Source organism: Candidatus Pelagibacter sp. FZCC0015, from assembly GCF_007833635.1.
Classification (GTDB): Bacteria; Pseudomonadota; Alphaproteobacteria; order Pelagibacterales; family Pelagibacteraceae; genus Pelagibacter.
This window is the reverse complement of sequence record NZ_CP031125.1, coordinates 735872-748940: the sequence shown is the minus strand read 5'-3', so window position 1 is coordinate 748940 and position 13069 is coordinate 735872. Positions and strand designations below refer to the sequence as shown.

Genomic DNA, 13069 nt, shown 5'->3' with positions numbered 1-13069 from the left:
TCTATCAAATACTCCAACGTTGTATAAAGTAAAAACAAATAGGAATACCATAAATGCTAAAATTACTATTGCAGTTAAAATATTTTTTTTCTTTGTTTTCTTGTCAGGCGTTATCATAAAATTTTATCAATTAAAAAAAGAACAAAAATTAAAAATAGATACAAAATTGAATATCCAAAAATAGATTTTGCTTTTTTTGCATCAAATTTGTTCTTTTTAAATTTATAAAGTTCGAAACATAAATAATTATAATAAATTGTCAAAATTAATGATGGAATTAAAAAAGTTATCCCCACAAAGCCAATAGCGTAAGGCAAAACAATTACTGGTAACATTGTTAAAGAATAGACAAATATATTTAATTTTGTGCTCTCAACACCATTTGTTAATGGAAGCATTGGAATTTTTGCTTTTTTGTAATCATCTGATTTATACAAACTTAAAGCCCAAAAATGTGAGGGCGTCCAAAAAAATATAATCAAAAAGAATGTAATTGGCTCAAAAGTTAAAGAATCGGTAGCTATAGTCCAACCAATCACTGGGGGTAATGCTCCTGCAGCTCCTCCTATCACTATATTTTGTGGAGTTTTTCTTTTTAACCAAATTGTATAAACAAACACATAAAACAATATAGTAAACAGTAATAAACTAGCTGATATTCTGTTTGAATAATAATCAAGAGCAATTACAGAAAAAATCGAAAGAGAAATTCCAAATACTAGTGCTTGATTTCTATTTACCTTGCCGGTCGGAATTGGTCTTAAACAAGTTCTTGTCATAAGGGCATCTAAATCAGACTCGTACCACATATTTAAAGCCCCAGCTGCTCCTGCTCCAATTGAAACTAAAATTATTCCAATGATTGCATCTTTTGTTGGAATTATATTAGGAGCCATTAACAATCCAACTGCACAAGTAAAGATAACCAAAGACATTACTCTTGGTTTCATTAATTTAAATAATTCAGATAAATTAAAGGCGTCTTCTTGAGATAAGTTTCTATTTTTTAATTTAGACTTAATCATTAATTTAAAGTTAAAAAATCTTATTTGCTAAATTTAGCTAGTAGATTTTTCAACACCCTCTTCATCTTCAAACTTTGGTAATTCTTCAAAAGTATGAAAATTAGGTGGAGATGGTACAGTCCATTCTAAAGTTGTAGCGCCTTCTCCCCATGGGTTTTGTGCTGCAGCTTTTTTCTTATAAAACGCATAAGCAAGGTTTATAAAAAATACTACCAATCCAATTACAGAAATATAAGAGCCAATTGAAGAAATGTAATTCCATCCTGCAAAAGCATCTGGATAGTCAGCATATCTTCTTGGCATTCCCGCAAGGCCTAAAAAGTGTTGTGGGAAGAAAACCAAGTTTACTCCAATAAACGTTAACCAGAAGTGTAATTGACCCATCCACTCTGAGTACTCGTAACCAGACATTTTTCCAAACCAGTAGTAAAACCCTGCAAAGATTGCAAATACCGCTCCTAAAGATAGTACATAATGAAAGTGAGCAACAACGTAGTAAGTATCATGCATTGCAGTATCAACTCCAGCATTTGCAAGCACTACACCAGTAACTCCACCAACAGTAAATAAGAATATAAATCCTAAAGCCCAAACCATTGGAGTTTTAAATGAAATCGAACCACCCCACATAGTTGCTATCCATGAAAATATTTTTATACCGGTTGGAACTGCAATGATCATAGTTGCAGCTAAAAAGTATGCTTTAGTATCTGTACTTAAACCAACTGTATACATATGGTGAGCCCAAACAACGAAACCAACTATTCCAATTGCAACCATTGCATAAGCCATTCCTAAGTATCCAAAAACTGGTTTTCTAGAAAATGTTGAAACAATATGACTGATCATTCCAAAACCTGGTAAAATTAAAATATAAACTTCCGGGTGACCAAAGAACCAAAATAAATGTTGAAATAGAACTGGGTCTCCACCAGTTTGTGCATCAAAGAATGCTGTTCCAAAGTTCCTATCTGTAAGAAGCATAGTAATTGCTCCTGCTAAAACTGGTAATGATAACAATAATAAGAAAGCAGTAACTAGTATTGACCAAGCAAATAATGGCATTTTATGAAGTGTCATGCCAGGTGTTCTCATGTTTAAAATTGTAGTAATAAAGTTTACTGCGCCTAAAATTGAAGAAGCTCCAGCTAAGTGGAGACTTAAAATTGCAAAATCCATTGCTGGACCTGGTTGACCTGCTGTAGATGATAATGGAGGATATATTGTCCATCCTCCTCCTACACCTGTTTGACCTGGAGGGCCATCCATAAATATAGACATGATTAATAAAATGAATGAAGTTGGTAGTAACCAAAAGGAAATGTTATTCATTCTAGGAAAAGCCATATCAGGTGCACCAATCATTATTGGAACAAACCAGTTACCAAAGCCACCTATCATTGCTGGCATAACCATAAAGAAGATCATGATTAAACCATGCCCAGTAACTAAGACGTTATATAAATGATAATTCCCACCTAAAATTCCATCACCTGGATGCATTAGTTCCATTCTCATTAAAACTGAGAATGCAGTACCAATCACACCTGCAATAATTGCAAATATTAGATACATAGTTCCAATATCCTTGTGGTTAGTTGAATAAGCCCAACGCTTCCAACCAGTTGGTGTATGATGATCGTCGTGTGATGCTGTTTGTGTATACATATTATTTACTCGCTAGTTTTTTAAATTGATCTTCTTCATTAATTTCTTTTGCAAATTTGACTTTAGCGTCTAACAACCAGTCTTGATATTCTTCTTCAGTAACAACTCTAACTTCAATTGGCATAAACGCGTGTTTAATTCCACACAGTTCAGAACATTGACCATAATAAGTTCCAACTTTTTCTGCTTTAAACCAAGTTTCATTTATTCTTCCAGGCACAGCGTCTCGTTTTACTCCAAATGAAGGAAGTGCCCAAGCATGTAGAACATCATTAGCAGTGATCATTACTTTAACAACTTTATTTACTGGAACAACCAGTTCATTATCTACAGCTAACAGTCTTGGCTCGTTTTCTTTTAAGTCTTTAGTTTCGATCATGTAAGAGTCGAAGAAAATATTTTCGTCTGGATACTCGTATCCCCAGTACCATTGATATCCTATAGCTTTAACAGTTATATCTGCTTTTGGAATTGCATCTTGTTTGTATAAAATTTTAAATGATGGAACCGCCATCACGATCAGAATTAAACACGGTATTAAAGTCCATAAAACTTCAACAGCAACATTATGAGTTCTTTTTGATGGAACTGGATTTGCTGATGCTCTAAATCTTATACAAGCATATACCATCAGAAATAGAACAAAAACACTGATTGCTATTATAATTGGTAACAACAATTTATCATGAAAATTAACAATATCTCTCATAGTCTCGGAAGCAGCCTTTTGAAAACCTAGTTGCCAATCGACTGGTTGATTAGCGAATGCGCTTGAAGTGATAAAGAATGTTAGAAATATATATAAAAATTTTTTCATTTTTTTACCCTATATAGAGTGTCTTTTAAAAAAATACACTTTTACTTTTAGCGACAAAATATCAATTAATGGCGTAATTTATGATCGATAGAGCAGAAATTACAGCCGTTTCAGATCTCAATATGTTTTCATTGATTTTGATAGGCTGAACACCATTAAATTCAAGAATCTCTTCCCTCTCCTCCTCAGAAAAATCTCCTTCAGGCCCTATGATTACGCAAGTGGGTTTATTTGTTAACTTTGTAAGATCAATTTTTGTATTAGCGGTGTTGAGATCAGTAAAAATTAAATCCATATCATTATTTAGAAAGCTTTTTAATTTTTGAGGATCCTCAATTGATGGAACTGTTATTCTATTTGACTGTTCAGCTGCTTCTATGATTACTTTTTCCAATCTCTCTTTATTTATTTTTCTAACAATCGTTCTTTCAAAGATAATTGGTAAAAACTTAGTTACACCAAGCTCTGTAGCTTTTTGGACCATAAAATTAAAGTAATTTGATTTGATTGGAGAGAAAGCCAGCCAGAGATCTTTGATATTTTCTTTCTGTCTTAATTGTTTCGTAACATTAAATTCAACTATGCTTTTTGTGATATTTGAGATTTTCGCTTCCCATTCGCCACTACTATTAAAAAGAGAAAAAACTTCTTTCTCTTTAAGTCTCATAACTTTTGAAACATAGTGAGATTGAGATTTATCAAGTTTGTCAGTCAAATTAAGAGATAAACTTTTTGAATAAAATAATCTAATGTTACTCATATTGATAAGTTAGTTTATGAAAAATATTAAAGCAATAATTTTTGATGCTTACGGCACCTTATTTGATGTCAATTCAGCTGCTGAAAAATGTAAAGATAAAATAGGTGATAAGTGGGAAGGTTTCGCCAATTATTGGAGAACAACACAATTAGAATATACTTGGCTAAGAAGTTTAATGAAACGTCACAAGGATTTTTGGCAGGTTACAGAGGATAGTTTGGATAAATCAATGAAAACTTATCAGATAGACTCTTCAATGAGAAATGAGTTATTAGATCTATATAAAATTTTATCAACCTTTAAAGAAGTTCCAGAAGTTTTAAAATTATTAAAAGAAAAAGATTTTAAACTTGCTATTCTTTCAAATGGTACACCTGCCCTTCTTAATGAATTGGTTAAAAGCAATGATTTAGATAATTTATTTGATGATCTCTTTTCAATAGAAGAAGTTGGTATTTATAAACCAGACTCTAAAGTTTACGATATACCAATTAAAAAATATAATATTAAAAAAAATGAAGTTGCTTTTTTAAGTGCTAACACTTGGGATGTATCAGGTGGTGGAAACTATGGTTATAATTCTATTTGGGTCAATAGAAACAACAATACTTTTGATAATCTAGATTATGTCCCAAAACATCAAATCAAAGATCTTAGTAAGTTACTTGATATATTATAAAAAATTCTTATTTACGAAATATGAAAAATATTGAAGTTAGCAAAATTATTGACCCCATCCCTGCTTCTGACGGTGCTGGAGTTAAATTAAAGAGAAGTATTGGTGTTGAGCCAAACTACTTTGATCCATTTTTAATGTTAGATGAATTTGGTTCAGAAAATAGTGAAGATTATATTGCAGGTTTTCCACCCCACCCTCATAGAGGAATTGAGACAGTAACTTATATGTTAGCTGGAGATTTTGAGCATAAAGATAGTACCGGTGGTGAAGGTAGAATGACTGCAGGAGACGTTCAATGGATGAAAACTGGAAGTGGAATTATCCATTCAGAAATGCCTGCAATGAAAGAAGGTAAACTTCATGGATTTCAATTGTGGATTAACATGCCTGCTAAATTAAAAATGAGTAAGCCTGAATATCTTTATATTGATGCTGATAAAATGAGTGTTCATAAAGATGATGATAAACAAGTAAAAGTAATAGCTGGAAAATTTGAAAAAGCTGAAGGTCCTGTTAAAGGACACAATGTTGAGCCAGTTTATTTTGATGTAGAATTAAATGAAGATAAAGAGTTCAATTTAAAATTACCATCTACCCACAATACTTTTATTTATTTAATTACTGGTGAAATCGAAATTGGTAAAAATAAACATGAAAATGTTAAAGACAGTACTTTAATACTTTTAACTAAGGGTGAAGACTTAATGGTTAAAGCTAAATCAAATTCTAAATTCTTGGTAATTTCAGGTAAACCAATTAATGAAGAAATAGCTAGAGGTGGACCATTTGTTATGAATACTAAAGCAGAAATCTTGCAAGCAGTTCAAGATTATCATAATGGTACGTTTGTAAAATAAATTATGAAAGCTGTAGAAATTAATAAAACTGGTGGACCTGAAGTTTTAGAAGTTAAGGATATTTCTTTAGATAAGCCAGGTCCTGATCAAGTAACAATTGAACAAAAAGCAATTGGTCTTAACTACATTGATACTTACCATAGATCAGGTTTGTACCCATTAAAACTACCGATTGGTTTAGGTTTAGAGGGTGCTGGAATTATTACTGATGTTGGAGAGAACGTAAAAGACTTCAATGTTGGTGATAAAATTTCTTATGCAGGTATTCCTTTAGGTTCATATTGCTCACACAGAAATTACCCGACCAAGAACTTGGTAAAAGTACCAGATGGTATTGATCTTGAGGTAGCAGCAACCTTGATGACAAAAGGTTTAACAACTTTTTATCTTTTGCACAAAACTTATCCAGTCAAATCAGGTGAAACAGTTTTATTTCACGCAGCTGCTGGTGGGGTTGGTCAGATTTTTGGACAATGGGCAAAGAGTTTAGGCTGTACTGTTATTGGTACAGTTGGTTCAGATGAAAAAGTAAATATTGCAAAAGAAAATGGTTACGATCATGTAATTAATTACAATAAAGAAGACTTTGCTAAAAAAGTTTTGGAAATCACAAATGGTAAGGGTGTTCCAGTTGTTTATGATGGTGTTGGTAAAGATACACTAGATGGATCAATTGAATGTTTAGCAATAAGAGGAATGATGGTTTCATTTGGAAATGCATCTGGACCGTTGTCAGATATTAATGTGCCAAAAGTTATTCAGCCAAAAGGCCTTTATCTTGTAAGACCATCAATGCAACAATACCTGTCAACAAGAGAAGAATTAGATGAAGCATCAAAAAAAATGTTTGAAAAGATTAGCTCTGGTAAAGTTAAAATTAAAATTTTTAAAAAATATAAATTAGAAGAAGTTATTAAAGCTCATCAAGATCTTGAGGGTAGAAAAATTTTAGGTCCAGCTGTAATAGTTCCTAATTAACATCAACATCCATATCAGACATATGGAGCTTAAGTGCATTTGTTGAAATTTGAATTTCTCGTATAAAAAAGATTATAGAAATAATCATTGATAAACAGCATGATCCAAAAATTATTCTAGCTAAAAGAACTTCATCTAAATAAAGAGCAAATACAGTTAGCATATTAAAAAGAAAACCAAATGCAGCGAATAATATTGTCCATCTCAAAAGAGTTATTCTGCCACTTAAATTTATAAACTGTTTTTTCCATTCAGGTGGAATATGTTTCTCATAGACATGCTCATCATGAAGCTGACGAATTAAAATACTAAGAGAATGAAATCTATTACTATAAACGCTCATTAATAATGGTATTGCAGGAAACATTAGCGCTGTGACTGTGTAATCTATATTCATACGAATCAATTTGATTATGAAACTAGCCTTTGTTATTTACAAGTAAAATATTATGACACATTTAAAACTTTTCATTGATTTAACGAGATTAAAAAAACCGATTGGGTTTATGTTATTGTTCTGGCCATGTGCTTGGGGTCTAACATTAGCTTATGATTTTTCTTTAACTTTAAATAACTATTTTTTCTACTTAACTCTTTTTTTTCTAGGCTCTGTGTTGATGAGATCTGCTGGTTGTATTGTAAATGATATTTTAGATAAAGAATTTGATGCAAAAGTATTTCGTACTAAAAATCGTCCTATAGCATCAGGTAAAATTTCAATTAAACTTGCTATTTATTATGCTTTTATTTTGTGTTTTTTAGCTTTACTAGTTTTGTTGAATTTCAATATTTTTACAATCATTCTAGCATTAGGGTCAATGCCTCTTGCGTTTAGTTACCCACTTATGAAAAGATATACTTATTGGCCACAATTGTTCCTCGGAATTACATTCAATTATGGACTTCTGCTAGGATGGTCTGCTGTAAAGGGTCAAATAGAATTAGCTCCTATCCTTTTTTATTTAGGAGCCATATTTTGGACACTTGGTTATGATACAGTTTATGGATACCAAGATATTAAAGATGACGAAATAATAGGTTTAAAATCAACTTCTATAAAATTTAAAAATAATGCAAAAAAATTTTTGTTCTTATGTTTTAGTTTATTAATAATTCTTTTTGTTGCTGGTGGATATTATATGAAATTTAATTCTATTTACTTTTTCTTGATATTAATTCCTTCTTTTCACCTATTTTTTTATCAAATAAAAACTTTTGACACTAATGATACAAATAGCTGTTTAAAAGTATTTAAAAGTAATAATTTTTTTGGATTAATTGTTTTTTTATGTTTTTTATTAATTAAAAATATTTAATGAAAAAAATTGAAATTTATAAACGTTTATATAATGACTATTCTAAAAAATTTTTAGATAAAATTTTATTATCAGGCTTTTTTTCTATATTAGTTGCTGGAAGTACATCAGCAATTGCTTGGTTACTTGATCCTGCGATTAAAAAATTGTTTATTGAAAAAGATCAAACGTTAATAATTTATATTCCATTTCTTATCATTATTACATTTGCTGTAAAAGGTTTTTCATTATACTTCGCAAAAACAACTATGATAGGTGTGGGAGAGTCTATAAAAAAAAAACTTCAGTATGACATGGTAAACACATTAATTGGAACTGATACTCAAATTATAGACAAAAAGCATTCAGGTAAGTTTATATCTAACTTAACTTATGACGTTTCTCATATTACCAATTTGCTTAGTAATGCAATACTAACTTTATTTAAAGACTCCTTAACACTAATAGGTTTATTATCAGTTATGTTTTTACAAAACTGGAAGCTTGCATCGATATCTATAATTATGATCCCTCTTGCAAGTATTACCGCAAAAAGCTTGGGGAAAAGAATTAATAAAGTAGCAACAGAAGCACAGATTACATCAGGTTTTTTAACAACTTATCTTGTAGAATTATTTAAGAATCATAAGTTGATTAAAATTTTTCAAAAAGAAAATTATGAAAAACTTAAGGCTGATAAATACTTAACAGAATTAAAAGATAAAAATCAGAAAATTCAAACTGTATATATAAGAATCTCGCCCATAATGGAAACATTAACTGGGGTAATGATCGCAGTTTTAATTTTTTATTCAGGAAAATTGATGTTAAAAGGCGAGGTTGATATTAATAATTTTTTTTCTTTCCTAGCAGCAATGATGTTAGCTTACCAACCTGTACGTGCTCTATCAACTCTGAACCTGACCTTAAATCAAGGATTATCCGCAGCCTCTAGAATTTTACCTATAATCGATCAAAAAAGTAAAATTAAGGACTTAGAAAATGCAAAAGATATTGAAATTAAAGACTCAAATATTGAATTCAAAGATATAAAATTTTCATATGAAATAGAGGAAGGAATAACCCTAGATAAAATTAACTTAGAATTTAAAGGTGGTAAGATGACGTCTTTAGTTGGACATAGCGGTTCTGGAAAATCTACTATTATGAATTTAATCCCAAGATTTTATGATGCCCAATCTGGAAATATTACTATAGACAACCAATCAATTTATGAAACCAAGATTAAATCACTAAGAGAAAAAATATCAATGGTTAGCCAAGAAACTACTCTATTTGATGATACAATAAAAAATAATATTAAGTATGCTAATGAAAATGCCACTGATGAGGAAATTTTTAAAGCAGCAGAATTATCATTTTGTAATGAATTTATTGAAAATCTTCCAAATAAATTTGATACGCTAATTGGTGAAAATGGAGTGAGATTATCAGGTGGAGAAAAACAAAGACTATCTATAGCTAGAGCTATGTTAAAAAAAAGTTCGATTATATTGCTAGATGAAGCAACGTCATCTTTAGATTCTGAAACAGAGTCTAAAATACAAGACGCCCTAAGAATTTTAACTAAAGATAAAACAACTATTGTAATAGCACATCGTTTATCAACAGTTTTAAATTCAAATAATATTTATGTAATTGATTCTGGCAAGGTAATTGATAGTGGAAAGCATAATGACCTAATGAATAATTCAGAATTATATAAAAGTTTCTATGATAAACAAATTCAAAAATAAATATGTATGTTTTTTACCAAATATTATTACTCATAGTAACATTACTATCCCCATTTATTATTTTTTATAGAGTCTTAAAAAATAAAGAAGATAGCAAAAGATTTATTGAAAAATTCAGTTTTAATACAAAAAAAAGAAAAAAGGGTAAATTAATTTGGTTTCACGGAGCAAGTGTTGGTGAAATTTTAAGTATAATTCCACTTATAAAAAATTATGAAAATGATAAAGAAATAAGCCAAATTCTTGTAACATCTACAACATTAAGTTCATCAAAGGTTTTTCAAAAATATAACTTTAAAAAAACAATACATCAATTTTACCCTATTGATTTATTTTTCATCACAAACAAATTTATTAAATTATGGAAACCAAGTGTTGCGATTTTTGTGGACTCTGAAATATGGCCTTCAATGTTTAAAAAAATAAATAAATCTAATATTCCTTTAGTTTTATTAAATGCAAGAATCACTAAAAAAACTTTCAAAAGATGGATGAAAATAAAAGAATTTAGCAAATCTGTATTTAGCTTGATAACTGTAGCTTTTCCACAAAATCTTGAAACTAAATTTTATTTAAAAAATCTTAATACAAAAAAAATAATTCAAATAGGAAATTTAAAATTTTCTGAAAATTATGAAAGTAAGTTAGATAATATTAGAAAAAGATTAAAAATTGAATTTAATAAAAAAAAAATTTGGGTTTCATCTAGCACACATCATAAAGAGGAAATATTTTGTGCTCAAGCTCATTTAGAATTGAAAAAAAAAATTAAAAATCTTTTGACAATAATAATCCCAAGGCATGTACATAGAGTTAATGAAATTATTCATGAATTAGAGGACCTTGGTTTAAAAGTTGTTTTGCATAGTTCTAAAAGTGCAAATTTAAAAAATTTTGATATTTATCTAGTGGATACATTTGGGGAAACAAAAAAATTTCACAAATTGGCCTCTACAGTATTTTTGGGTGGCTCAATTATAAATAGAGGTGGACAAAATCCATTGGAGGCAGCGAGACTAGGTTCAAAAATATTACATGGATCAAATGTAGATAATTTTAAAGATGTTTATAAATTACTTAAATCATTAAATATCTCAAAAAAAATTACCTCTTCTAAAGAGCTAGCATCATCAATAATATTTAGATCAAATAAAAAGAATGGGTTGAAAATCAAAAATATTGGAAAAAAAATCTTAAAAAAAACTATAAAAGAATTACAGTATTTTATTAGGAATGAATTTAAAAAAACCTAAATTTTGGGATTATAAAAAGCCGAATTTATTTGCATTTTTATTATTACCTCTTGCCTATTTAATCAAAATCATAAATTTGTTGAAATTTAAATCTGAAAAAAAAAAATTAAATATCAAGACAATATGCGTTGGTAATATTTATATCGGTGGTACAGGAAAAACTTCTTTATGTATTCAAATAAACGAAATCTTAAAAAAGAAAAAAATCAAAACATGTTTTGTTAAAAAGTTCTATAAGAATCAAACCGACGAACAAATGCTTTTACAAAATAAAGGTAAACTTTTTTTAAATAAAAAAAGATTTTATGCTCTTAAAAAAGCTGTTTCAGAAAAGTATGATATAGCAATTTTTGATGATGGTCTTCAAGACAAAACAATTTATTACGACAAATCTTTTGTATGTTTTAACACAATTAATTGGATTGGAAATGGAATGACAATTCCGGCAGGACCCTTACGAGAAAATATTACAGCTTTAAAAAAATATAATCAAATATTTTTAAATGGTAATCTAGAAAATTTAGAATTTTTAAAACAAGAAATACTTAAAATTAATCCTAAAATAATTATCCATATTGGAAAATATAAAATAATAAATTTAAATGAATTTAAAATGGATGAAAATTATTTAGTATTTTCTGGTATTGGAAATCATCAAACATTTATCACAATGCTAAAAGAATATAATCTAAATATATTAAAGGACTTCGAATTTCCAGACCACTATCAATATACATTTAACGATATTGAAAATATTATTAAAAAAGCAAAAGTTTTAAATTGTAAAATAATAACAACAGAGAAAGATTATGTGAGAATAAATTCACATTATAAAAACAGAATTAAAGTTATTAAATCTGAACTTAAAATAATTGATGAGGAAAAATTAATTAAATCTATAATTTAAAAATGAAATATATTAAATATTTTACTCAATTTTTATTAACAATAATTTTTTTTATTTTATTTAAAATTTTGGGGTTAAAATTTTCATCTAGATTAAGTGGTAAAATTTTTGAAATAATTGGACCTTTTTTTAGATCAAAAAAAATAATTATTTCGAATATTAAAAAAGCAATCCCAAATATTGAACCTCAAAATTTAAAAGAAATAATAAAATTAATGTGGAATAATTATGGAAGAATTTTTGCAGAATATATTTTTATTAAGGATTTCAGATTAGATAAAGAAAATTCTAAAATAAGTGTAGAGGGTCAGGAAATTCTTGAAGAAATAAAAAAATCTAACAAACAAGTAGTTTTCATTTCAGGTCATTTAAGTAATTTTGAGTTAATGGCAATGTATTTAGAAAAGACTGGAATAAAGCTTTCTGCAATTTACCGTCCATTAAATAATGTTTTTTTAAATAAAATAATTGAAAATATAAGAAAGAAATATATTTGTGAAAATCAAATTAAAAAAGGTATTGCTGGTTTAAAACAGTTAGTCAAATTTAAAAATCAAAATTATTCAACAGCTTTAATGATTGATCAGAGAGTTTCTGAGGGAATTTTATCAAAATTTTTTAATCAAAAAGCTTTAACAACTACTATTCCATCACAATTGGTAAAAAAATTTCATATCCCAATTGTGCCTATTTATATTGAGAGAGTAAAAGATATAAACTTCAAAATAACTATTTATAAACCTATTTATTTTTCGAAGGATGACTCACACCAATATATTACTGATGAGCTAAATAAAATTCTCGAAAAAATGATACTTAAAAAACCAGGGCAATGGATTTGGTCTCATAATAGATGGAAGTAATCTTTTATTTTTTTTCCTCAGTTTCTTTTTTTAGGCAAGCTTCCTTATAAGAGTAATATGCTTCTTGAAATTCTACATTCCAATAAGTCAAATTTTCAATAAGAATTTTTTTTCCAGAAACTGCGCACTCAACATAATCTCCCGGCTTAGTTATCTCAAAATTATTAGGTAAATATCTTATTTTTGCTAATTTTTTTATCATTTTTAGTT

Annotated in this window: 14 protein-coding genes; 8 read left to right on the top strand and 6 right to left on the bottom strand. The window is 28.6% G+C overall.

Translation table 11 applies throughout. From position 1 onward, the window contains the following. Window positions 1-113: 113 nt before the first annotated feature. The 4 genes from cyoE to DT059_RS03905 form a co-directional block, all read right to left on the bottom strand. Window positions 114-1025 (bottom strand): heme o synthase, encoded by a 912-nt coding sequence (gene cyoE / locus DT059_RS03920; protein ID WP_145596941.1) that lies wholly within the window; start codon window positions 1023-1025, stop codon window positions 114-116. 33 nt (window positions 1026-1058) lie between these two features. Next, window positions 1059-2693 carry a cytochrome c oxidase subunit I gene (gene ctaD / locus DT059_RS03915; protein WP_075536509.1) on the bottom strand — a complete coding sequence of 545 codons (1635 nt, stop codon included), beginning with the start codon at window positions 2691-2693 and terminating at the stop codon, window positions 1059-1061. A gap of 1 nt (window position 2694) precedes the next feature. Beyond that, entirely contained in the window at window positions 2695-3510 is an 816-nt protein-coding gene (coxB, locus tag DT059_RS03910; protein WP_145596940.1) for a cytochrome c oxidase subunit II, read from the bottom strand. Window positions 3511-3571: 61 nt separating this feature from the next. Continuing rightward, the gene (locus DT059_RS03905; protein ID WP_145596939.1) at window positions 3572-4270 is read right to left on the bottom strand and encodes an RsmE family RNA methyltransferase; all 699 of its coding nucleotides are present in this window, start codon (window positions 4268-4270) and stop codon (window positions 3572-3574) included. A 16-nt stretch (window positions 4271-4286) separates the two neighbouring features. Between DT059_RS03905 and DT059_RS03900 the strand changes: the two genes are divergently transcribed. From DT059_RS03900 to DT059_RS03890, 3 genes are read left to right on the top strand one after another with little or no spacing between them, the layout of a single operon-like run. Continuing rightward, the gene (locus tag DT059_RS03900) at window positions 4287-4949 is read left to right on the top strand and encodes a haloacid dehalogenase type II (RefSeq protein WP_145596937.1); all 663 of its coding nucleotides are present in this window, start codon (window positions 4287-4289) and stop codon (window positions 4947-4949) included. 20 nt (window positions 4950-4969) lie between these two features. Further along, on the top strand, window positions 4970-5806 hold the full coding sequence (locus DT059_RS03895) for a pirin family protein (RefSeq protein WP_145596935.1): 837 nt from the start codon (window positions 4970-4972) through the stop codon (window positions 5804-5806). 3 nt (window positions 5807-5809) lie between these two features. Continuing rightward, window positions 5810-6784, top strand: coding sequence for a quinone oxidoreductase family protein (locus DT059_RS03890; RefSeq protein ID WP_145596934.1), 975 nt, complete (start codon window positions 5810-5812; stop codon window positions 6782-6784). Here the strand turns inward: DT059_RS03890 and DT059_RS03885 are convergent. After that, a complete protein-coding gene (locus DT059_RS03885) occupies window positions 6777-7181 on the bottom strand; it encodes a DUF2721 domain-containing protein (RefSeq protein WP_145596933.1) in 405 nt (134 codons plus the stop codon). The genes DT059_RS03890 and DT059_RS03885 overlap by 8 nt on opposite strands. 52 nt (window positions 7182-7233) lie before the next feature. On the opposite strand from DT059_RS03885, the gene ubiA reads away from it, so the two are divergent. From ubiA to DT059_RS03860, 5 genes are read left to right on the top strand one after another with little or no spacing between them, the layout of a single operon-like run. Continuing rightward, complete coding sequence (gene ubiA, locus DT059_RS03880; RefSeq protein ID WP_145596931.1) at window positions 7234-8100, top strand: 4-hydroxybenzoate octaprenyltransferase; 867 nt, start codon at window positions 7234-7236, stop codon at window positions 8098-8100. Further along, window positions 8100-9836, top strand: a complete 1737-nt coding sequence (locus DT059_RS03875; protein WP_145596930.1) for an ABC transporter ATP-binding protein — start codon at window positions 8100-8102, stop codon at window positions 9834-9836. The genes ubiA and DT059_RS03875 overlap by 1 nt, the downstream gene beginning before the upstream one ends. A gap of 2 nt (window positions 9837-9838) precedes the next feature. Beyond that, window positions 9839-11089 carry a 3-deoxy-D-manno-octulosonic acid transferase gene (locus tag DT059_RS03870; RefSeq protein ID WP_145596928.1) on the top strand — a complete coding sequence of 417 codons (1251 nt, stop codon included), beginning with the start codon at window positions 9839-9841 and terminating at the stop codon, window positions 11087-11089. Next, a complete protein-coding gene (lpxK, locus tag DT059_RS03865) occupies window positions 11070-11996 on the top strand; it encodes a tetraacyldisaccharide 4'-kinase (RefSeq protein WP_145596926.1) in 927 nt (308 codons plus the stop codon). Before DT059_RS03870 ends, lpxK begins: the two co-directional genes overlap by 20 nt. A gap of 2 nt (window positions 11997-11998) precedes the next feature. Further along, a complete protein-coding gene (locus tag DT059_RS03860; protein WP_145596925.1) occupies window positions 11999-12859 on the top strand; it encodes a lysophospholipid acyltransferase family protein in 861 nt (286 codons plus the stop codon). Window positions 12860-12863: 4 nt separating this feature from the next. On the opposite strand, the gene DT059_RS03855 is transcribed toward DT059_RS03860, so the two are convergent. Further along, window positions 12864-13061 carry a DUF2093 domain-containing protein gene (locus DT059_RS03855; RefSeq protein ID WP_145596923.1) on the bottom strand — a complete coding sequence of 66 codons (198 nt, stop codon included), beginning with the start codon at window positions 13059-13061 and terminating at the stop codon, window positions 12864-12866. Window positions 13062-13069: the final 8 nt, after the last annotated feature.

Excerpts from the sequence above, each read along its gene's own strand:
- cyoE (WP_145596941.1), bottom strand. The coding sequence starts at position 1,025 with ATGATTAAGTCTAAATTAAAAAATAGAAACTTATCTCAAGAAGACGCC.
- ctaD (WP_075536509.1), bottom strand. The coding sequence starts at position 2,693 with ATGTATACACAAACAGCATCACACGACGATCATCATACACCAACTGGT.
- coxB (WP_145596940.1), bottom strand. The coding sequence starts at position 3,510 with ATGAAAAAATTTTTATATATATTTCTAACATTCTTTATCACTTCAAGC.
- DT059_RS03905 (WP_145596939.1), bottom strand. The coding sequence starts at position 4,270 with ATGAGTAACATTAGATTATTTTATTCAAAAAGTTTATCTCTTAATTTG.
- DT059_RS03900 (WP_145596937.1), top strand. The coding sequence starts at position 4,287 with ATGAAAAATATTAAAGCAATAATTTTTGATGCTTACGGCACCTTATTT.
- DT059_RS03895 (WP_145596935.1), top strand. The coding sequence starts at position 4,970 with ATGAAAAATATTGAAGTTAGCAAAATTATTGACCCCATCCCTGCTTCT.
- DT059_RS03890 (WP_145596934.1), top strand. The coding sequence starts at position 5,810 with ATGAAAGCTGTAGAAATTAATAAAACTGGTGGACCTGAAGTTTTAGAA.
- DT059_RS03885 (WP_145596933.1), bottom strand. The coding sequence starts at position 7,181 with ATGAATATAGATTACACAGTCACAGCGCTAATGTTTCCTGCAATACCA.
- ubiA (WP_145596931.1), top strand. The coding sequence starts at position 7,234 with ATGACACATTTAAAACTTTTCATTGATTTAACGAGATTAAAAAAACCG.
- DT059_RS03875 (WP_145596930.1), top strand. The coding sequence starts at position 8,100 with ATGAAAAAAATTGAAATTTATAAACGTTTATATAATGACTATTCTAAA.
- DT059_RS03870 (WP_145596928.1), top strand. The coding sequence starts at position 9,839 with ATGTATGTTTTTTACCAAATATTATTACTCATAGTAACATTACTATCC.
- lpxK (WP_145596926.1), top strand. The coding sequence starts at position 11,070 with ATGAATTTAAAAAAACCTAAATTTTGGGATTATAAAAAGCCGAATTTA.
- DT059_RS03860 (WP_145596925.1), top strand. The coding sequence starts at position 11,999 with ATGAAATATATTAAATATTTTACTCAATTTTTATTAACAATAATTTTT.
- DT059_RS03855 (WP_145596923.1), bottom strand. The coding sequence starts at position 13,061 with ATGATAAAAAAATTAGCAAAAATAAGATATTTACCTAATAATTTTGAG.